General features: G+C 35.8%; 18 protein-coding genes. 11 read left to right on the forward strand and 7 right to left on the reverse strand.

Features of this window, described 5'->3' with window-relative positions:
- The first annotated feature begins 92 nt into the window (after nucleotides 1–92).
- The 5 genes from J3U56_RS10850 to J3U56_RS10870 all read left to right on the forward strand — a co-directional run bounded on the left by J3U56_RS10850 (nucleotide 93) and on the right by J3U56_RS10870 (nucleotide 8,619).
- Nucleotides 93–1,325, forward strand: a complete 1,233-nt coding sequence (locus tag J3U56_RS10850; RefSeq protein ID WP_416380354.1) for a hypothetical protein — start codon at nucleotides 93–95, stop codon at nucleotides 1,323–1,325.
- Between the two features lie 132 nt (nucleotides 1,326–1,457).
- Nucleotides 1,458–2,636 carry a M20 family metallopeptidase gene (locus J3U56_RS10855; RefSeq protein WP_267332911.1) on the forward strand — a complete coding sequence of 393 codons (1,179 nt, stop codon included), beginning with the start codon at nucleotides 1,458–1,460 and terminating at the stop codon, nucleotides 2,634–2,636.
- A gap of 1,058 nt (nucleotides 2,637–3,694) precedes the next feature.
- Nucleotides 3,695–5,188, forward strand: coding sequence for a hypothetical protein (locus J3U56_RS10860; RefSeq protein ID WP_267367705.1), 1,494 nt, complete (start codon nucleotides 3,695–3,697; stop codon nucleotides 5,186–5,188).
- 932 nt (nucleotides 5,189–6,120) lie between these two features.
- On the forward strand, nucleotides 6,121–8,247 hold the full coding sequence (gene dnaX, locus J3U56_RS10865; RefSeq protein ID WP_267367707.1) for a DNA polymerase III subunit gamma/tau: 2,127 nt from the start codon (nucleotides 6,121–6,123) through the stop codon (nucleotides 8,245–8,247).
- Nucleotides 8,248–8,280: 33 nt separating this feature from the next.
- Nucleotides 8,281–8,619: a YbaB/EbfC family nucleoid-associated protein gene (locus J3U56_RS10870; RefSeq protein WP_065633450.1), complete on the forward strand. Its 339-nt coding sequence runs from the start codon at nucleotides 8,281–8,283 to the stop codon at nucleotides 8,617–8,619.
- Nucleotides 8,620–8,903: 284 nt separating this feature from the next.
- Here the strand turns inward: J3U56_RS10870 and J3U56_RS10875 are convergent, their stop codons facing one another.
- Entirely contained in the window at nucleotides 8,904–9,245 is a 342-nt protein-coding gene (locus tag J3U56_RS10875) for a hypothetical protein (RefSeq protein ID WP_267367709.1), read from the reverse strand.
- A 637-nt stretch (nucleotides 9,246–9,882) separates the two neighbouring features.
- Between J3U56_RS10875 and ruvA the strand changes: the two genes are divergently transcribed.
- On the forward strand, nucleotides 9,883–10,491 hold the full coding sequence (ruvA, locus tag J3U56_RS10880) for a Holliday junction branch migration protein RuvA (protein ID WP_267367711.1): 609 nt from the start codon (nucleotides 9,883–9,885) through the stop codon (nucleotides 10,489–10,491).
- A gap of 14 nt (nucleotides 10,492–10,505) precedes the next feature.
- Nucleotides 10,506–11,510, forward strand: coding sequence for a Holliday junction branch migration DNA helicase RuvB (gene ruvB / locus J3U56_RS10885; RefSeq protein ID WP_065799120.1), 1,005 nt, complete (start codon nucleotides 10,506–10,508; stop codon nucleotides 11,508–11,510).
- 99 nt (nucleotides 11,511–11,609) lie between these two features.
- On the opposite strand, the gene cysK is transcribed toward ruvB, so the two are convergent.
- The 4 genes from cysK to yfbV all read right to left on the reverse strand — a co-directional run bounded on the left by cysK (nucleotide 11,610) and on the right by yfbV (nucleotide 14,761).
- On the reverse strand, nucleotides 11,610–12,575 hold the full coding sequence (cysK, locus tag J3U56_RS10890) for a cysteine synthase A (RefSeq protein WP_267332906.1): 966 nt from the start codon (nucleotides 12,573–12,575) through the stop codon (nucleotides 11,610–11,612).
- 515 nt (nucleotides 12,576–13,090) lie between these two features.
- Nucleotides 13,091–13,744 (reverse strand): hypothetical protein, encoded by a 654-nt coding sequence (locus tag J3U56_RS10895; RefSeq protein ID WP_267367713.1) that lies wholly within the window; start codon nucleotides 13,742–13,744, stop codon nucleotides 13,091–13,093.
- 48 nt (nucleotides 13,745–13,792) lie between these two features.
- On the reverse strand, nucleotides 13,793–14,293 hold the full coding sequence (gene priC, locus J3U56_RS10900) for a primosomal replication protein PriC (protein ID WP_267332904.1): 501 nt from the start codon (nucleotides 14,291–14,293) through the stop codon (nucleotides 13,793–13,795).
- Nucleotides 14,294–14,302: 9 nt separating this feature from the next.
- Nucleotides 14,303–14,761 (reverse strand): terminus macrodomain insulation protein YfbV, encoded by a 459-nt coding sequence (gene yfbV, locus J3U56_RS10905; protein ID WP_267344642.1) that lies wholly within the window; start codon nucleotides 14,759–14,761, stop codon nucleotides 14,303–14,305.
- Between the two features lie 194 nt (nucleotides 14,762–14,955).
- Between yfbV and J3U56_RS10910 the strand changes: the two genes are divergently transcribed.
- The 4 genes from J3U56_RS10910 (at nucleotide 14,956) to J3U56_RS10925 (ending at nucleotide 20,743) form a co-directional block, all read left to right on the forward strand.
- Nucleotides 14,956–16,161 (forward strand): acetate kinase, encoded by a 1,206-nt coding sequence (locus J3U56_RS10910; protein WP_267332902.1) that lies wholly within the window; start codon nucleotides 14,956–14,958, stop codon nucleotides 16,159–16,161.
- Nucleotides 16,162–16,227: 66 nt separating this feature from the next.
- On the forward strand, nucleotides 16,228–18,375 hold the full coding sequence (gene pta / locus J3U56_RS10915; protein ID WP_065632904.1) for a phosphate acetyltransferase: 2,148 nt from the start codon (nucleotides 16,228–16,230) through the stop codon (nucleotides 18,373–18,375).
- 89 nt (nucleotides 18,376–18,464) lie between these two features.
- The gene (guaA, locus tag J3U56_RS10920) at nucleotides 18,465–20,048 is read left to right on the forward strand and encodes a glutamine-hydrolyzing GMP synthase (protein ID WP_267332900.1); all 1,584 of its coding nucleotides are present in this window, start codon (nucleotides 18,465–18,467) and stop codon (nucleotides 20,046–20,048) included.
- A gap of 200 nt (nucleotides 20,049–20,248) precedes the next feature.
- Nucleotides 20,249–20,743 carry a hypothetical protein gene (locus J3U56_RS10925; RefSeq protein WP_267367716.1) on the forward strand — a complete coding sequence of 165 codons (495 nt, stop codon included), beginning with the start codon at nucleotides 20,249–20,251 and terminating at the stop codon, nucleotides 20,741–20,743.
- An 88-nt stretch (nucleotides 20,744–20,831) separates the two neighbouring features.
- On the opposite strand, the gene J3U56_RS10930 is transcribed toward J3U56_RS10925, so the two are convergent.
- Complete coding sequence (locus tag J3U56_RS10930; RefSeq protein ID WP_267332898.1) at nucleotides 20,832–20,981, reverse strand: hypothetical protein; 150 nt, start codon at nucleotides 20,979–20,981, stop codon at nucleotides 20,832–20,834.
- A gap of 1,087 nt (nucleotides 20,982–22,068) precedes the next feature.
- Nucleotides 22,069–22,239, reverse strand: coding sequence for a S24 family peptidase (locus J3U56_RS12205; protein ID WP_416380355.1), 171 nt, complete (start codon nucleotides 22,237–22,239; stop codon nucleotides 22,069–22,071).
- Nucleotides 22,240–22,244 lie beyond the last annotated feature (5 nt).

Below are 22,244 nucleotides of genomic sequence, written 5' to 3' on the forward strand. Positions count from 1 at the left end.
CATAAATAATTAACTATAATAGCGTCTCTTAAGAAAACAAATTTATTAAAAAAAGATAAAAAATGGAGCTTTTTATGTCACCGATGAATGACATGCCACAAATGTTAGCGCTCGTATTATTGTTAATTATTTTATACCTTGGCGATATTGTTTCAACCCGAACCAAAGCTTGGATCCCCTCTGTATTTATTTGTGCTGTACTTTTCTTACTTGGTTATTGGACGTTTTTCCCAAAAGATATCGTCGCTCGTGCGGGTATCCCAACTGTCGTTGCTGTAATGTTTATGTATTTACTGATCGTTAATATGGGCACACTATTATCGGTTAAGGAACTATTACTACAGTGGAAAACTATTTTAATTTCGCTGGCAGGAATTGTGGGGATCATTATTATTGCAATAATAGTGGGCTATCTATTCTTTGACTTTAATACCGTTGTTGTGGCGATTCCGCCTCTAGTTGGCGGCATTGTATCGGCCATTATTATGGCGAAAGGTGCAACCGATGCTGGATTACCTGATCTCGCTGTATTTGCCATTATTATCTATGTGATGCAAGGCTTTATTGGTTATCCGCTTACCTCAATCATGCTTAAACGAGAAGGGCGACGAGTGCTAAGCCAGTATCATGCAGGTACTTGGAATGCCAATAACGATCCAAAGTCATCGATTGACAAACAATCAGTGGTCGCAGATGATGAAAATCCGATGCCACGCATGTTTGCTAAAATTCCTTCCAGCTATAATTCATCTTATTTCATTTTTTTACGTATCGCAATTATTGGGCTTTTAGCTTACTCTGTCTCTGAAATTTTAAAGCCAATTGTCAGTGTTAGCCCATTTGTCTTATGTTTACTATTTGGTGTTATTGCGGCATCGTGTGGCTTCTTAGAACGTCATCCACTCAAAAAAGCAGGTGGATTTGGTTTAGCGGTGATGGGATTAATGCTCTTTATTTTTGATACCTTAAGTAAAGCAACGCCTGAAATGCTAGTTCGATTAATTACACCACTTATCATCTTTATTTTATCTGCGGTGGTTGGCATGTTTATCTTTTCGGTGATTGTGGGTAAAGTTTTAAAAGTCAGTAAAGAGATGGCGTTTTCTATCGCACTGACCGCCTTATATGGTTTTCCTGCTGATTATATTATTACCAATGAAGTGATCAACAATTTAACTAAAGATCAGAAAGAAAAAGAGGTGCTGACTAGCCATATGCTACCCCCGATGCTGATTGGTGGATTTATTTCAGTCACAATCGTATCTGTGGTGCTTGCAGGTATCATGGTCAACATGATTGTTGCACCATCAGCGGTTACGCACTAGTGACAGATAAAATGGTGTTGATTGGCTAAAGTAACCGACACAATTAAAAAAAGTAATGACATAAATAAGGATTAGATGATTGCATATCTAATCCTAAAAAATAGAATACATTGAAATATTAAAGGTAGTATCATGATAAATCCAGATATCAAAAAACTCGTTCAACAAAATATTGATGAAATGATTGCTTTTCGTCGAGACCTACATCGACATCCTGAATTACCATGGGAAGAGTTTAGAACCACCGACAAAATAGCCGAACAACTTGATAAAATCGGTATTCCTTACCGCCGGACAAAACCAACAGGCATTATTGCTGATATCCAAGGTGGTAAACCCGGTAAAAGAATCTTACTGAGAGCAGATATCGATGCATTACCGGTGCAAGAATTAAGTACCAACATCGATTATAAATCAACAATTGATGGCAAAATGCATGCTTGTGGTCATGATACCCATGCTTCTATGCTACTGACTGCGGCTAAAGCACTTTATGCTATTCGCGATCAGCTAAAAGGTAATGTGAGATTAGTGTTTCAACCGGCGGAAGAAATCGCCCAAGGTGCAAAAAGCATGATTAAACAGGGTGTGCTTGAAGATGTCGATAGCGCTTTTGGCATGCATATTTGGTCACAAACACCTGTAGGGAAAGTATCTTGTGTGGTCGGTTCTAGTTTTGCTTCGGCAGATTTATTAACTGTTCGTTTTAAAGGTAAAGGTGGACATGGATCTATGCCACATGACACTGTTGATGCCGTTATGGTCGCATCTTCATTTGTAATGAATATACAATCTATTGTCTCGCGTGAGGTATCTCCCCTTGATCCAGCTGTAGTCACCATTGGCAAAATGGATGTTGGTACTCGTTTTAATGTGATTGCCGAAAATGCGGTATTAGAGGGCACTGTACGCTGTTTTAATGTTGCTGTACGTGACAAAATTGAAGCAGCAATTCGTCGATATGCTAACCAAGTTGCTGCTATGTACCGAGCTACGGCCGAAGTTGAATATATTTATGGTACACTTCCCGTGATTAATGATAAAGAGAGTGCCTTATTAGCACAAAAAGTTATTGTCGAATCGTTTGGTGAACAAACCCTTTATTTTGAACCGCCGACAACTGGTGGTGAAGATTTTAGTTACTATACAGAAAACATTCCAGGCGCTTTTGCCTTAGTGGGTTCCGGTAATTCTGAAAAAGACACGCAATGGCCACATCATCATGGTTGCTTTAATGTTGACGAAGATGGTATGACCTTAGGTGCAGAATTTTATGCACAATATGCTTGGGCTTATTTAAATCAAAACTAAACGCCAAAAACTTGAATAAAAAGTTGATTTAGGCGGATACTCTGCCGAGCCAAATGGCTTGGCAGCGTGATAATTCAACATATCAATTAACCTAAACTATTTCACAACTGCTGACAAATAGATCATTTAACAAATTAAATTTTGACAAAAAGCTTAAGGAAATATGTACGTTTTAGCATAAAAACTTTGCTTGAATTCAACTACTAAGTATGAATTCAGTTTAAAAAAGGCTTCATAGGTTGTTTTATACTTGAGCCTTTTTCTTGGGCGATTACTTAATTCCAATCGAGATGTTCATTTCCAATATAAATTTTGCCGAGTGAGGGAATTGGCCTAGAACATTCAGAATACTGAATAAGGCGAGGGCATACACGAGCTACGATTCTCGCTGGTTTGTTAATGTGAAACGAAAGCAGTAAAGCTGTGACCAGTATTCAAGCGGTTGTGGGGACAAATTTTTTATGGAACAAATTTGAAGATTAGTACATAGCGATAATAGCCTCGAAGAAGCAAGCAAAAATGGGCGATACGAGTAATTTGGGGAGGTTCATAAACCTCCTTTTTTCTCGGTCGTTTTCACCGAAAAGAAAACATCACAAAACGACCAATGTCCAAAATCTTAACCAATCTAAAATCCAAAAATTCTATTAAGAAATTTAAGAAATAAAAGGGGTGATATATTTTCGAATAAAAAATAATACGATATATTTCAAATATATCTTACTATTTTACATTTCCTTACAAATAATTCGGCTGAATGAGTGGCTTTTTTTTATTATCCCCTTATAATTAAAACGATTTAGGCTTAATTTATAGCCGTTTAGCATAAAAAAACCTAAATAAAATAAAAGATTAGTTGACGGATGGAACGCCATGCAGTATAATTATAGACACCAGACACCAGACACCAGCGCTGGCAAAACAATGTTTTAAAAACTCATCAATCTCTCTTTAGGCTGAAATTTAATTCAATTCTTACTTCTACTTTTAACTTATTTCATCGAAATAGCGTAAATAATCATCGTTTTTTAGCAATAAGTGTAAACAAAAGATACGCTTTGAGCTCAGCGTTATCCTTAAGCTTAATTAAAGATATAAATTTAAGGTTAATCTTAACTTCACTAGGGGTTTATACTCAAACTCAAGCATCAGGTAGGTTATCTAAACTTGGTTTAGCTTGGATGCCGATGTTATTGTTGTTTTATTGCTCTAATACTCAAGCATTATCGGCAAGTACAACTGAATATATTCATGGTAATCCACCTTATTTAACCTTTGATAATGGGGTAACTAAGGTTACCACTGCAGATGGTTTGTTATGGATTACCCTATCCGACGGTACTCACATTACACCAGCAACCAATACTTCAACCGCAGTCAACCCAATACAGCTGCCGGTAACCAATCAGAGTTTCGCTGATATTGTTATGTCAATACCTACCAATACCAATTCCATTGCCTTAAGTGCTTTAATTGGTGCACCCTATAATTATTGGGGTGATGAAGATGGTGATGGTCAGGGTACTAATGGTATTACCGCTACCGGTAATTTAAGCGTGCGTATTACCGATAAAGCCAATCATGCTGTGAGTCGTAGTGCTACTTTAGATATCTGTGATGCGCCTTATAAAGTGGAATTAACCACTACTGCTGGTAGTTTAACCACCCAGTATGGGCTACCAAATAGTCGTAATTTCAGCAGTGGTACTGCCACCTATTATATCAATCCTAAAGCCGCACCAAAAATCTGTTATGCCCAACCGACGCTGTCTTGGGGTGGCGGCGACAGTGCCGGTCCCGCTGATATCTGGACTCCAGGTAAAGGCTTCCTGGTGCAGTCCACTGAGCCATCAAGTTACAGTCGTAACTTCCCGACTACTGGTGCTAATAATCTGTATTTTGATTTAGACATAGCTGGTGTTAAAGGTTCAGCATTGACATGGCCAACAGTCAGCCAAGGCGGTATTACCGCCACCATGACGCCATCGCCCGATAATGCTAATAACATTCGCGTCACCCTCACGGGTCCGGTGGCAACAGCATCCCAACGGAGTTCAGCCACACCGGGTAGTCTTGCTACTCCCAGCTTGCCACAGACTTTTGTGTTAGTCGGTAAAGATAGTAGTAATAGCGAAGTAGTAAGTTATGGTTTTGAGTTAAAGCAGTGGTTCGTCAACCGCGGAGATAAATTTGATACTTATGTTAACACCTCATCCTGGTGTAGCAATTTAGGCGGCGGTTACCGCCTGCCACAGGTCAAAGACTTAACTAACGCAAAGTGTGGCGTCAATAATAGCGACTTTCCATGCGTTAATGGCATAGATGGCGCCACGCCGGCATCAACTCAAGAGAATTACCAGCGTAATATTGGTGCGGGTTTGTTTACCGAATGGGGCATCATGAACCGTTATACCGCTGCCGACTTCGCTGACAGCGTCGTCTGGACAAGTGACGGCGACGGTTCGCGCCCGTTCCTTGTCACCACGGACGACGGCCTCGTTTTCACCTACCTCCCCGGCTACAACTACAACGGGGTTTGCGCCTATCCTTAGTTTTTGATCCTTAAGTCGCAGGCGTTTAATAAGGCGTAATAAAGGTTAAGCAACAACAGGACAGTTGCAGCGGCAGGGGCAATCCGAGCCGATAGCATCGGCAAGCAAAAATGAACGATACGAGTAATTTGGGGAAGGCACATAAACCCCTCTTTACTCGGGCGTTTTTCCCCGCAAAGAAAACATCACAAAACGACCAATGTCCAAAATCTTAACCAATCTAAAATCCAAAAATTCTATTAAGAAATTTAAGAAATAAATTTGATTAATAAATGAAAATAATGACTGCCAAAAAGTTTAATGAATCCTATGCGTTTAAACATAAAAAACAATCAATATTTAATTGTTTAAAATATTTTTGTAAAAATTATTGAGGAGTCTATATCGTTTCATTTTACAAAAAAACTTGAATTCAAGTAACCCAATTGCTACCCCTTTTTTTCGAGTTAATTTAAAATTAAATAAAATCAAAACATTAAAAAATCATCAAAAAAAAGGGTTTAAACCCCCAAAAATACCATTTACCTTTACATTAACAACGATTATAGTATCTCACGTTCTAGCTCACAGCCGTAAAGGTTGCTTAAAAAAGCCCAAATAAATATAAGCCTCTTGTTCGTTTAGCTCACAGCCGTAAAGGTTGCTTAAAAAATAGTTAATTCAATTAAATTCATTATCGGCGAGCTCACAGCCGTAAAGGTTGCTTAAAAATTTACCAGCACCAAGAGCACCTGTAACTATATGCTCACAGCCGTATAGGTTGTTAAATAAACTTTACATCCAAAAATTCCTGACATGAAGTTTAAGGAAAGGTATGCGTTTTAGTATAAAACATTGTCGAATATTAAATCGGTTATCGGCATAGTAAAGACTAATTTGACACATTATGATATGATAATTGGCAATTTCATTAGCAATTAGTAATGGTGATTATGAGTTATCAAGTTCTGGCACGTAAGTGGCGACCAAAATCATTTTCTGAAGTGGTTGGACAGCAGCATGTTTTAAAAATTTTGTCGAATGCGCTTTCACTTGGGCGCGTACACCATGCTTATTTGTTTTCGGGTACTCGCGGCGTTGGGAAAACGTCTATCGCACGTTTACTCGCTAAAGGTTTAAATTGCGAAACAGGTATAACTGCAACGCCTTGCGGTGTTTGTGATAATTGTCGCGATATTGAACAAGGTCGCTTTGTTGATTTGCTTGAGATCGATGCAGCATCAAGGACAAAAGTCGAAGATACGCGTGAAATTTTAGATAATATTCAATATTTGCCAACTAAAGGACGATTCAAAGTTTACCTAATTGATGAAGTCCATATGCTTTCACGTAGTAGTTTTAATGCTTTGTTAAAAACATTAGAAGAACCACCAGAACATGTAAAATTTTTATTAGCCACAACCGATCCACAAAAATTACCGATTACGATTTTATCTCGTTGTTTGCATTTGCATTTAAATGTACTTGATACCTCGTTAATTGCCGAACAGTTATCACACATTTTACAACTTGAACAGATCGAAAGTGATAGTAAAGCGATACAGTTATTGGCCAAAGCAGCTAACGGCAGTATGCGTGATGGGCTAAGTCTTACTGACCAAGCGATTGCTTTAGGCAATGGTAAAGTCGAAGCTGAGTCAGTTGCTATGATGCTAGGCACGTTAGATAAATCAATACCATTTTCACTAGTAGAGTCGCTTTATCACGGGGATGGTAATGCTTTAATGCAGCAAATTAATGTTGCTGCGACGCAAGGTGTTGATTGGGATAATCTACTTGTTGATAGCATTGCACTTTTACATCAAATAGCATTACTTCAAGTCGTTCCTACTGCACTGGGGGATTACAGTGACAATGAAGATCGCATACGCTTTTTAGCACAATATATGGCGCCAAATGATATCCAGTTGTTTTATCAAATTTTGTTGATGGGTAGAAAAGAACTTGCTTATGCACCTGATAAAAAAGTTGGTGTTGAAATGAGCTTTCTACGCGCGTTAGCCTTTATCCCTAAAACAAATGAGGCAGTTAAACCGCCTAAACAGCAAGCTAAAGTCGCTGAGCAATCACCAAAAATGGCGGATAGCAAACCACAAGTCCCGCCAATGGTATCAAGTCAGCAAAATCAGCAACGTATTGAACCGAAGTCAAACTTACAAAATACTTCAGTTAATTCGTCTAATGCTAAAGAACAACCAAAGTTGGAACCAATAAGGTCAACGACAACAGAAAAGATTGAAGCTGAACAAACGATAACAGAAGATGTAAAGGATAATGTTGCACAATCAGACTTAGTTATCCCTGATGAAGCATCCTCGATTACTAAAAATATTTTAGAAATGAGAATGCAATTAATCAAAGAGGAGCAAAATACAAAAAAGTCTGAATCAGTGGCTGGAAAAGAGCAGTCACAAAATGGCGAGGAGCACTCCTCATTAGCGCGTATAAAAAACATTTTGCCATTAACTAACGAGAAAGAGAAAAATACTGAACTAGATAGCCATACAATTAATGATAATGACGAAGAAGAGATTACTGCTGAAAATTATCAATGGCAATCCTATGGTCTGGTTGAAACTAAAGATGATATGGTTATCGATACAAAGGCTTTTCGAGAATCATTAAATGGTGATAAAACACCAGAAATGACTCAAAAACTTATTGGTGAAATGGCTCAAAAAGATAAATGGTGTGCAGAGATCGAACAACTAGAATTGGCTCCGTTAATTAAACAAATAGCAATAAATTCATTTTTAGAACAAGTTGATGAAAATAATGTTGTCTTACATATGCGCTCGTCAGTTAAACATCTGATCAATTCATCTGTTAATACTAACAAATTAGAAAAAGCATTATCTAACCATCGACAACAATTAGTAAAACTCAAGGTAATGATTGATGATAATCAAGAAAATAAAACGCCTTTAGAAATGCGCGAAGATTTATATCAACAAAAGTTAGAACAGGCTAAGCAGATCATCAAACGAGATACTAAAATTGAGATGATTTGCCAATATTTTGAAGCGAAGATTGATGAAGCGAGTATTCGTCCTGTATAATTGACAGCTAAATGTTTTAAAAGAGGAATAAATATGTTTTCAGGTGGAAAAGGTGGTTTGGGTAATTTGATGAAACAAGCCCAACAAATGCAAGCAAAAATGCAGCAAGCTCAGGAAGAGATCGCTAAATTGGAAGTGACCGGTGAATCAGGTGCTGGAATGGTTAAAATCACAGTCAATGGAGCACATAGCTGCAAACGCGTTGAAATCGACCCATCAATGTTAACAGAAGATGATAAAGAGATGTTAGAAGATCTTATTGCTGCCGCTTATAACGATGCTACTCGTCGTTTAGACGAGGCGCAAAAAGAGCGAATGGCACAAGTTACCGGTGGCATGCAATTACCACCAGGCTTTAAAATGCCATTTTAATGATTGCCGTTGAATATTGATTATTGTCGGTATAAAAATTAACTTTATCTAATTTAGTGGGAAGGCTAGTTTTCTAGTCTTCCCATTTATTTATAGAAATTATTTAGCAATAAAAATAAAATCATTCATTAATTTTTCATTATCATAGGTAATATTATGTAATCTTTTTTGGAATATTTTGCACAAATCATGAATTGATATTTCTTTGACTTTAACATTATCATAATTGCTGATTTTTTTGCTTTCACCTTTAGTGATAATCCAAACTTGTTTGCTTTTGCCTGTCAGCGGAATTTTTTTTGGCGTCGTTGGTCCATCCATTTTTTTGTATTGAACGTTAAATGTGCTTTATGATTAAGTTGATTAATATAATTTTCTATTTGTTCTTCTTTAAATGCTTCATAATCTGATTTGAGAGTGCAATCATACATTACCGCTAAATTTTCAATAATAAAAAAGCCATCTGCTTTTCCGGCTTGGTTATCTCTATCAAATTGAAAAATTTTATTCAATCGAATTATTTTTAATAAGTTAAAAACAGAATCTTCAAAAGCGATTGGATCGGTGATGTTTTCGATTTGTTGTACCGAGTGTATTAATAATGCTTGATAAGTCTTAGCATCCATTTTATCAGGAAAGAAATTGGCATCCGATACATCAATATTCTCTTTTATTTTTCGCTCATCGATAAGTTTGATATCGGTTGCATATCTTTTGCCTGAGTCTTTTTCATTTGCAGTAAGATTAACTTTTTTGCCAATTTTTAGTTCTTCGATGGGTAGGTTATTGATATCTTTTTTAGCAAAATAGTAATCGTTTTTTTCGTCTAGTGCTTTTATAAAGCCCTAATAGTTATCTTTATTATTCTTATTCGGACACAAATGTTTAATTTGACTAATCACGCATAATACTCCTTAATCATTCAAGTTATTCCTAGAAAACTGATGTTACTGATTATAATTTATAACCATTACTATAAATAGATTTAGCACTATTTACCCGTGTCATGTATATAAATGATTATTAGGCCTTACTTTCAATAATAAGTAATGACCAAAATTAGTATATGATTTTGCCTGTCTATTTATACAGTTTTTCTTTATTAATTATTATCTATCAGGTAAACTACAAACTAGTTATTTTATAAATGTTGTTAATACTGACTATCAAATAATTTCTATTATTTTATTTAAGCGATGTTTAAAACCTCGGTTATTGATAGTTAAAATTAAGTTAAATAATACTCTTTATTAAGGATTAAATGTGATAGGGCGTTTACGAGGACTCATTATAGAAAAGCAACCACCCAAAGTGTTAATCGAGGTCGGCGGTGTTGGCTATGAAGTATTTATGCCAATGACTTGTTTTTATGAGTTACCGGACAATGGTAAAGAAGTGATTGTATTAACACATTTTGCCGTTCGTGAAGATGCACAAGTATTGTATGGCTTTAATCATGAGCAAGAACGAGAGCTATTTCGAGAACTGATTAAAGTGAATGGGGTAGGACCTAAATTGGCATTGGCGATCTTATCGGGTATGTCAGCCCAACAATTTATTAGTGCTGTTGAACAAGGTGAAATCAAAACACTTGTTAAATTACCAGGTGTGGGGACGAAAACCGCTGAGCGTTTGATTGTTGAAATGAAAGATCGCCTGAAACGATTTGGCGAAGATTTGTCCGCAACTAGTAGTATAATTTCATCAAGCGACCTTAAAAAAACGTCTAATCAAATTGAAAGCGAAGCGGTTTCTGCACTCATTGCACTGGGTTATAAACCACAAGAAGCTAGTCGCATTATTAGTAAAGTCATTAAGCCAGAAATGGATAGTGAAACGCTTATTCGTGAAGCATTAAAATCAGCATTATAAAATAGGTCAAGGATATGATTGAAGCGGATCGTTTGATAGCTCCTCAGGCTCAAAAAGAAGAAGAATCATTAGATCGAGCAATTCGTCCTAAATTTTTGGATGAATATATTGGTCAACCGCATGTTCGTGAGCAGATGAAAATTTTTATTCAAGCTGCTAAGCAGCGGCATGATGCATTAGATCATTTACTTATCTTTGGTCCGCCTGGTCTTGGAAAAACGACTTTAGCCAATATTGTTGCTAATGAAATGAACGTTAATTTGCGTACAACTTCGGGCCCGGTATTAGAAAAAGCGGGTGATCTGGCAGCTATGTTAACTAATTTAGAACCCAACGATGTGCTCTTCATTGACGAAATTCATCGACTTTCACCTATGGTTGAAGAAATTTTGTATCCAGCAATGGAAGATTATCAATTAGATATTATGATTGGAGAAGGGCCTGCCGCACGTTCAATTAAAATCGATTTACCTCCGTTTACTTTGATTGGGGCAACCACTCGCGCCGGTTCATTAACTTCACCACTACGTGACCGCTTTGGCATTGTGCAGCGCCTAGAGTTTTATCGGGTTGAAGATTTGGAATATATTGTTAGTCGTAGTGCCAAATTTTTAGGTATGGATTTATCTCAAGAAGGTGCGCATTTAATTGCTAAGCGTTCTCGTGGTACGCCTCGAATTGCCAATCGTTTATTGCGACGAGTAAGAGACTATGCGGATGTAAAATCGAAAGGCATTGTTGATGAAACAATAGCAACTCAAGCGCTCGATATGCTTGATGTAGATAATGAAGGTTTTGATTTTATGGATCGCAAGTTATTATTGGCGATCATTGAAAAGTTTATGGGCGGTCCTGTTGGTTTGGATAACATTGCTGCGGCAATAGGCGAAGAGCGCGAAACCATTGAAGATGTACTCGAACCGTTTTTGATCCAACAAGGTTATATTCAGCGTACACCTCGCGGTCGAATTGCAACGCCTCATGCTTACCGTCATTTTGGAATTATTCAAGATGTATAAAGTGGAACATATAAGTCTAGATGGATTGCACGTTTGGTAAATGATTCGTTGATTATTCAGTATGTAAACCACCACCTTGTGTGGTGGTTTTCTTTTAAATCAGCCTAATTCTTTTTCAGTAAATATGCCACTAAAGAGATCCGTACTTAAGTAACGTTCACCGGAAGATGGTAAAATAACGACAATGGTTTTATTGGCATTTTCAGGTAAATTAGCTAACTTATCAGCGGCAAAAACTGCTGCGCCCGATGATATTCCTGCTAAAATTCCCTCTTTTTCCATTAAAATACGCGCTGTGTCAATTGCTTCTTCGTTAGATACTTTTTCGACAAGATCGATTAAATTGAGATCCAAATTTGCCGGAATAAAACCTGCACCTATACCTTGAATTTTATGTGGACCAGGTTTGATAAGTTCGCCCGCTAATGCTTGTGTGATAACCGGTGAGTTAGTTGGTTCAACCGCAACGGCAGTTATTTTTTTACCTTGCGTTTTTTTTATATAACGCGTAACCCCAGTAAATGTTCCCCCTGTACCAACACCTGCAATAAAAATATCAACTTGGCCGTCTGTATCTAACCAGATTTCGGGTCCAGTTGTTTTTTCATGTATTTCTGGATTAGCAGGATTACTAAATTGTTGCAACATAATATTTTTTTGTGGATTGCTTGCTACAATCTCTTCCGCTTTTTCTATAGCACCTTTCATACCTTTAGCCGCTTCGGTTAACACTAAGTTTGCACCTAACGCTTTTAATAACTTACGTCGCTCGATACTCATGCTTTCAGGCATGGTTAAAGTCAGTTTATAACCACGCGCCGCTGCAACGGCTGCAAGTGCTATACCCGTATTACCACTTGTTGGCTCAATTAGCTCGACATCAGAGGTGAGTAAACCACGCTTTTCTGCATCCCAAATCATATTAGAAGCGATACGACATTTAACGCTAAAGCTTGGATTACGTGATTCAACTTTAGCTAAAATATTGCCCTTACCAAAGTGTTTTAATCGTACCAATGGGGTATAACCAATGGTTTGTGAATTATCATCAAATATTTTACTCATATTAAAATCCTTATTTGTCGCTTTAAAGGAAATAGCATTACATTATCAATTATTAACTATAGTGATTATTATAAATATAACGTAAAAAGAAGATACTAATTAATAATTATAACAATATGCATTTTGGCTATATGGCATCGACTTGTTGTTGAATTTTTGAAAATATCCATTGATTTCAATAAGAGTATATTGCTACTAAGATCATAATGCATAACAAATTTAGTGGTTACATTGATATAGGTTAAATTGATCAAAATTGTCTAATGATATGGCATTAATAAGTATTATTAACAGATGCATGATTGATGATTAATGTTTTATCGTGTGCATTGTCCTAACATTTATCAGCCACATTTGATTGATATTTTAGATATATTCAATGTTGTAATATTTTCTATTTATAAATGATTGATTTTTAATTTTTATCATTAAAATAATAAAACGATGGTAGCTTTATTACGTTAATTTGCTTTTGTTATGTTAAATCTTACCCCTTTTTAAATGCATAACTGTTTTCACTTATTATAAAAACGGTAACTCACTAAATAAGAACCAAATATATTATTTTTTATTTGGACTGATAATTTGGGTGGATACTGATTATTGTCGGACTTATCAAAAGGTAAAAAAAATCTATCGCCGGTATATTTTTCATAGATCTTGATACCATTTTTATAATGGCCATGTTTTCCACGCGAAGGGCCTGGTGAAGTCATTTTATATACTGTTGTATAAGTCTGTATTTCGCTAGGAACAATATAAACTAAATTATGAGGAACAACATACATCGTAACCATTAGAGCGCAAAAATACTCAAAAAAGTATCCTACAAAATATTTAACTCTTTTAGAGCGTGAAATTGGATCTAAAAAACCAATTAGATTGGGCTTAGTTAGTTTATAAAGGATTATGCTAATTATAACGTTAATTAACGACCAACATATGTAAACTTTGCTGTCGAAAATATTGGAAAGAAGGGTGACATTAATCGATTTAAAATAAAATAGTAAAAAATTCAGAATGATAACAGTATAAAAACTGATTCTAATAAGCTTTTTTACAGCGCTATATCCCGCCATAATATTATTTTTATCACGTGTTTGATTAAAGCGATTTTTAGTTTTTTTTCCAACCACATCTATACTAAAGTTTTTAAAATTTGGCGCCATATTTCTCTATATTAAGCTTACATCGCTAACTCAAATACGCTTATTTGATTAAACATCACTTTCCATCTCTAACTCAATCTTTTGGATTGCTTGTTCGCAACGATAAATACGGTTATCAATAGTTGCAATTTTCTTGTAATCAAGCGAATCTGTGCTAAGCTCAAGTTCGTATTTCATCTCTTGTAATCGACGTAAATAATCTAAATGGCGTGCATGCTTTTCAGATAGCGTTTCTTCAATGCAAGTTTCTGGCTGTTTTTGACGTAATTGATGAGTAGCTAATTCACGTGTTAGAGCTTCTATTTGATTAACTAATGATTCAGATAAAAATGTCATTTGAGTCAATTTTTGCGAAAGTACGCATTGAGTTAATGCTGTGTAAGTTTGCTTTATTTTTTCAAGATAAAAAGAGCGATCAGCAATGACTTTATTGTTATTAAATAGCTGCTCATCAAAATAACACTCTTGATATTCAGGAAAATCCGAAAAATTAACCCGTTGTTCAAGTGCGTCGATTTGTTGCTTAAGAGTAGTTAATAAATTAGGCATGACTAATACTTATCTCTGATCATGAGTTGAATTGTTATCTTCTCCAAAATAGTTACCCAAATGTAATTTGGCAAGCGTAATTAATCTCATAAAAGATTCAAAAGTTAATTTATCATTGTTTTTTTTATCTTCAATGATTATTTTTTTAGCAATCAATTGTGATTTGATGTGATTATAACAGTCTATTAAGTTCAGTGGCAAAGGTGACTTAGCGCGTTTACCTAACCAAAAAATACCTTGTAATGGCAAACTGAGTGCAAAAAGTATGGTAATGACGGTTACCGCCAGTTGTATTGGCATATAATATTGCCAGACCAATAGCGCAATAATGATAGGTGGAAGATATTTAGCCGCGGTTTTTATGTAATTAATGATTTTTAATTCAGGAAATGAATAAGCGAGTTCTTTATCATTAGGGCAAAGCTGCATGTATAACTGACCTGACTTAAAGGTTTTAATAATACTCATATCTTTTGGATTCCTCGACATTCACATTTTATTGTCTTAAAATAGTCACCATTCAAATTGGCGGCTCTCTATTTTATATCAAAAAGTGCGATATCAGAAGTCACCTTAGTGTAATCACATTGGTTGTTGAATCATGTGTTGAGTTACCAATTTTGATTGGTATATATCTTTTTATTCAAAATATAGGAATTACTATGTCATCAAGTAATAACGCTCTTGTTCTTAACTGCGGAAGTTCATCTTTAAAATTTGCCATTATTAACCCTGAAAATGGTGATGAATTTCTTTCTGGATTAGCTGAATGTTTCAACCTTCCCGATGCTCGTATTAAGTGGAAACTCGATGGTGTTAAAGGCGAAGCATCTTTAGGTGCAGGCGCTGCACATAGTGAAGCAATTAAATTTATTGTTAATAGTATCTTCCCACAAAAACCAGAATTATTAGATAGTATTAAATCTATTGGGCACCGAATTGTTCACGGTGGTGAAAAATATACTCAATCTGTTGTTATTGATGATTCAGTACTAAAAGGTATTGAAGAAGCAGCGGCATTCGCACCTCTTCACAATCCAGCTCATTTAATTGGTATTCGTGAAGCATTTGCTGCATTTCCTCACTTAAAAAACAAAAATGTAGCAGTTTTTGATACAGCATTCCATACCACTATGCCAAAAGAAGCCTATTTATATGCTATTCCAAACGAATTATATAAAAAACATGGTATTCGTCGTTATGGTGCACATGGTACAAGTCACTATTATGTTAGCCAACAAGCAGCTAAATTATTAAATAAACCTGTTGATCAAACTAATGTGATTACTTGTCACTTAGGTAATGGGGCATCTATTTCAGCTGTTAAAAATGGTAAATGTGTTGAAACTTCTATGGGATTAACGCCACTTGAAGGTTTGGTGATGGGAACCCGTAGTGGTGATATCGACCCTGCAATTATGTTCTTTTTACATGACAACTTAAAAATGTCTGTTGCTGATATTAACAACCTATTAAATAAAAAATCTGGTTTATTAGGTTTAACCGGTGTTAGCAGCGATTGCCGTTACGTTACAGATAATTATGACACAGACGAAAACGCCAAAAATGCGTTAGATGTATTTGTACATCGTTTAGTCAAATATATTGGTGGTTATGCTATGTTATTAGATGGACGTTTAGATGCAATCATCTTTACTGGTGGTATTGGTGAAAACTCTGAAGAAGTTCGTCGTATGGCTTTAAATAAATTAAGTTTATTAGGTTTCGAACTTGATCAAGAACGCAATTTAGCAGCCCGTTTTGGTAAAGGTGGTACAATCACTAAAGAGGGGTCAGCAATTGCAATGGTTATTCCAACTAATGAAGAACTCGTTATTGCTCAAGATGCTGCGCGTCTAACTGCTTAAAAAACAATTAAAACCGCCAAATGGCGGTTTGTTTTTATTTAATAAAGAATTAAGAGGAAATGAATTATGTCTCGTACTATTATGCTAATTCCAACCGGAACCAATGTCGGTTTAACAGGTGTGAGTCTTGGTGTTATTCGAGCTATGGAGCGTCAAGGTATTAACCTAAATGTATTTAAACCCGTTGCACAACCAAGAGCAGGTGGAGATGCGCCAGACAATACTACAACTTTAGTTAGTCATAACACGTCTATTCCCGCTTTAAAACCACTCAAAATGAGTCATGTTGAAAATCTATTAGGTTTAAATCAACAAGATGTATTAATGGAAGAGATTGTTGCGCTTTATGCTGAAAACACCAAAGGTGCAGATGTTGTGTTAGTTGAAGGTATTGTGCCAACATCCGATTATCCGTTTGCGAATGAACTAAATAATAATATTGCTAAAACTCTTGGCGCTGAAATTATTTTTGTAGTTAACATGGGTAAAGACACACCAGAGCAGCTTAAAGATCGTATTGAAATTGCGCGCTCTAATTTTGGTGGTATTAAAAATGAAAAAATTGTAGGTGTAATTGTCAATAAAGTGAATGCACCAGTTGAAGAGCAATCACTTGCCCGTCCAGATGTTGCAGAAATTTACCACACACCAAAATTTGACGATAAAAAAATCACCATTAAAGATTTAAACGAATATAGCCCACTTCCAGTTCTTGGTTGTATTCCTTGGAATATGGATCTAAGCGCTTGCCGCGCAATCGATATTGCTAAACATTTTGATGCTAAAATTATCAATGAAGGTGGCATTAAAAGCCGTCGTATTAAACATATTTCTTTCTGTTCAAGAAGCGTTCCTAATATCATTAACCACTTGCAACCTAATGCCTTATTAGTAACTTCAGCAGATCGCTCAGATGTTCTTGTTACTATCTGCTTAGCGGCTATGAATGGTGTATCAATCGGCGGTGTGTTATTAACAGGCGGCTATGAAATTGATGACAAAATCTATAAATTATGTCAACCAGCTTTTGATACCGGTTTACCTGTATTTACAGTACAAACAAATACTTTCCAAACTTCAATCAATTTACAACAATTTAACTTAGAAATTCCGGTTGATGATAAAGAGCGTATGGAAAACACACAAAACTTTGTGGCTGATCATATCGATTCTAGTTGGATTAAATCATTAAATGAAGTAGTGAATTCTGCTCGTCGCTTATCACCACCTGCGTTCCGTTATCAATTAACTGAACTTGCTCGCAATGCGAAAAAAGTGGTGGTATTGCCTGAAGGTGATGAACCAAGAACTGTTAAAGCTGCTGCTATTTGTGCGGAACGTAATATCGCAAAATGTGTGTTACTTGGTAATCCTGATGAAGTTCGTAAAGTTGCTGCATCACAAGGCGTGACGTTAGGTCAAGGTGTTGAAATTGTCGATCCGGAATCAATTCGTGAAAAATATGTACCTCGCTTAGTTGAATTACGAAAAAACAAAGGTATGACCGAAGTTATTGCACGTGAGCAATTAGCCGATAATGTGGTTCTTGGTACTATGATGCTTGAAGCGAATGAAGTAGATGGTTTAGTATCAGGTGCGGTGCATACAACAGCAAATACTATTCGTCCACCATTACAATTAATTAAAACAGCACCGGGTAGTTCACTTGTTTCATCTGTGTTCTTTATGTTAATGCCAGATCAAGTCTACATTTATGGTGACTGTGCGATTAATCCAGATCCAAATGCGCAAGAGCTTGCTGAAATTGCTATCCAATCTGCTGATACTGCAATTGCCTTTGGTATTGAACCACGTGTTGCGATGATCTCTTATTCAACAGGTAGTTCTGGTCAAGGTGCCGATGTTGAAAAAGTGAAAGAAGCCACTCGCATCGCGCAAGAAAAACGTCCTGATCTGATGATTGATGGTCCGTTACAATATGATGCGGCGGTAATGCCAGATGTGGCTAAATCTAAAGCACCAAACTCAAAAGTAGCTGGTCGTGCAACAGTATTTATCTTCCCTGACCTAAATACAGGTAACACTACTTATAAAGCGGTACAACGTTCAGCGGATCTTGTGTCTATCGGTCCAATGTTACAAGGTATGCGTAAACCTGTTAATGATTTGTCACGTGGCGCATTAGTTGACGATATCGTCTACACTATTGCATTAACTGCAATTCAATCAGCACAAGAAAATGCTGCAAAATAAGCGAAGCATGCAGTTCTAACCATAGATAAGAGGTGATACAATATCACCTCTTATTTTTTATATTATTTCATACCTTAGGAATAAAATTAATGAAGCAAGACATCCACCAACAGCGCATATTAATCCTCGATTTTGGCTCTCAAGTTACCCAATTGATCGCTCGCCGAGTCCGTGAAATTGGTGTTTATTGTGAACTTTGGCCGTGGGATGTATCAGAAGAAAAAATCAAACAGTTTAATCCTAAAGGTATTATATTATCAGGTGGTCCAGAAAGTACTACCGAACAAAATAGCCCACGCGCACCTGAATATGTTTTTAGCGCTGGCGTGCCAGTGCTTGGTATCTGCTATGGTATGCAAACTATGGCGATTCAAGTGGGTAAGGGCGGACAAGTTACAGCATCTAATCAACGAGAGTTTGGTTATGCTAAAGTTGATATTGTTGCAAAATCAAAATTAACAGACGGTATTTTAGATAGCACCAATGATGCTGGTATAGAGCAACTTGATGTCTGGATGAGTCATGGTGATAAAGTTACTTCATTACCTGACACATTTACCTTAATTGGGCAAACAGAAACTTGTCCTTTCGCCATTATGGCCAACGATGAAAAACAGTTTTATGGCGTACAATTCCATCCTGAAGTTACTCATACCATTAAAGGATTAGAGTTATTAACGCGTTTTGTCATTGATATTTGTCAGTGTGAAAAATTATGGACGCCATCTTCAATTATTACTGATGCAATTGCCCGTATAAAAGAAAAAGTTGGTAAAGATAAAGTATTACTTGGCTTATCTGGTGGTGTAGATTCTTCGGTTACAGCTTTATTATTACATCAAGCAATTGGCGACCAATTGACCTGCGTGTTTGTTGATCATGGCTTATTACGCTTAAACGAAGCAAAACAAGTCATGGACATGTTTGGTGATAAATTTGGCTTAAATATCATCGCTATTAACGCCGAAGATCGGTTTATGGCTGCGTTAAAGGGTGAAGCTGATCCTGAAGCTAAACGTAAAATCATTGGCCGTGAATTTGTTGCTGTTTTTGATGAAGAGGCGGCAAAATTAAAAGATGTCAAATGGCTTGCTCAAGGTACCATCTATCCAGATGTGATTGAATCAGCTGCGGCCGATACCGGTAAAGCTCATGTGATTAAATCTCATCATAATGTTGGTGGTTTACCTGAAGATATGAAAATGGGGCTAGTCGAGCCATTAAGAGAATTATTTAAAGATGAAGTACGTAAAGTTGGTTTAGAACTTGGCTTACCTTACGAAATGCTTTATCGTCATCCATTCCCTGGACCGGGTTTAGGGGTGCGTGTTCTTGGTGAAGTGAAAAAAGAGTATTGTGATTTACTACGCAAAGCCGATGCTATTTTTATCGAAGAACTTTATAAAGCTGACTTATACCATAAAGTTAGTCAAGCATTTACCGTATTTTTACCGGTGCGTTCAGTTGGAGTCATGGGCGACGGACGTAGGTATGATTGGGTTGTCTCACTACGAGCGGTTGAAACTGTAGACTTTATGACCGCTCACTGGGCACATTTGCCATATGACTTTTTAGGGCGAGTATCAAATCGAATTATTAACGAAGTTAATGGTATTTCCCGTGTGGTTTATGATATTAGTGGAAAACCGCCAGCAACCATCGAATGGGAATAATTTCATTTATCATTTATCACATTAATAAAAGCCCTGTTAAGCAGGGCTTTCGTTTTTGTCCCAAATGTATGTCAATTAACTATCTCAATCTACAAATATATATCTTTTTTCAGGTAAAACTTTCTAATTATTAATAATCATGTTAAAAATAAACATGATACACAATAAAATTTTTCATATTGATAGATAAGGAATAGTGAATGAAAGGAAGAATAAGTTATATTGTTGTGATAATTGGTATGTTGTTTATCTTTTCTGTAAAAGCTAAAAATGAACTTAAAACGAGTGGTAAGTGGGTTTATGGTGAAGTTTTAGATGTCACAACTAAGCAGAATAAAGATTTAGCAATCACAGCTGATTTTGATCGTTTTTCATCAACTCCTGATGTTTTATTAGGTGTTAGTTGTGAAAGTAATACTATTTCGATAATAATTATGAATGAATTAATAACACCAAAAACGCAGTGGACATTTATTTTTACGGTAGATGGTAAAGAGTTAAGCCAACAAAAATTAAAGTTTGATGATAAAATTCTATTCAGCAATTTTGATCATCTGTTCTATCAAAGTTTAAAAGATAAAAAAATGTTATTGGTTAAAGCATTTAATAAAACTAAAACTGTTAATATGAAATTTAGCTTAGATGGGTTCAATCAGGCGTTCATGCCAATAGAAACGCATTGTAAGAATAAATAGTTAAAAAATATTACTATTGGATTTTCAACTTTAAACTCAATACATTTACGCTAAATAATTAGCGTAAAAATTTAAATCGATAGCTACTTTATTGCTGTTTACTGTTGGTATTATCCTCAGGTGCTTGTGTCGTTGGGGATATATTATTATATGTTTCTTTATGGTCTCCTTCGCATTCATAAACGGTAATACAGCCTGAAAGTAATAAAGTTGAAATTAATATCATGATAAACTTCATTGCAATTACCTATAATAAAAAGCGCAGCTAGTAATTAAATTACACATTCCAAAAGTAATAATTAATAAGTAATATTTCATGGTTATATTCTCTTTTTGTTGCATGGAAAATTATCAAAATTGTTTTAAATCAATTCGATGTTTTTATTAAGTCACTCATTAATAAATAATAAGGGTATAACCAGACAGACATCTCATTTTAAATAAAGCTGTTTGTATGATTAGATGCTTACTTTTAATTTGATTGATTCTTTGAGTACTAACTTTAAATTGGTATGGATGTTTGAATTTTAGTTATCCTAATTAAAATATTTTTTATTTATGGTTAAAAAAAGTATTTTTCATTAATTGAGTTGATTAAAAAATCATGTTTTTATATTCACGACCTTCTTACGCCCCACTTGCCAATAGTTATCAGGAATATGCAATTAACAAGGCGACCAATCCCATAAAGATTAATATTAGATTGGCAAAGTAGATAAATCGGATTTCGTGTTTAGTTAATTGATAATCTTTGTCAAATCTGTTTTTGGTTTTAATATTAATAAAATCTCTATTAATCATGATATTTCCTTAAAAAAGGCCCCAATATGTTGGGGCGAAGGATGTGGTCTGTTCGCAGTCTTTCCCGCTGTCTTTTTCCTAACAACAGTGTGCGTGAGTGCTGATAGGATAGGATATGGCAGTATTAATTGTGTTATGTGCAATTAACACTGCCATCAGCCGCAGTTTACCGTCATGCCTGTGACATGTATCAAAACCGCAGTATGTTCATATGCCCCTGCTAGCTACTTGAATCTTGTTAACACATTAAATAACTCGTAGTCTTGTTTAATGACGCTGTTAATTTGATTGGTTTTGATGTGGTAATGATAATATATGTTATCATTAGTGTCAATAATTAAAGTTATTGATTTGTGATTTTTGGTTATTGTTTGTTATCGCTAAAGGTAACGCTACATTATTGAAGTGAATTGGCCTCAGCCCAATTACGGGCTGTGGTGGGGAATTTGTTATGTTATCGATTATCATCATTGCCGGTGCGGATTGACATGGAATGATGAGCGTTTTATCTAATTATTCGGTCATTAGTTAAGTATAGATGATTGCCACCAGACTCGTCCTAAAATAGTAATCTCATCTTGTGAGATGATTTCGTCCTCATAACCTGGATTATAACTTCTGATTTTGATTTGATTACCGGGTAGTTTTTCCAGAATTTTGATTCGGAGTAACCCGTCATGATTAATCGCATAAATTTTAC

Source organism: Gilliamella sp. B2824 (assembly GCF_026536245.1).
Taxonomy (GTDB): domain Bacteria; phylum Pseudomonadota; class Gammaproteobacteria; order Enterobacterales; family Orbaceae; genus Gilliamella.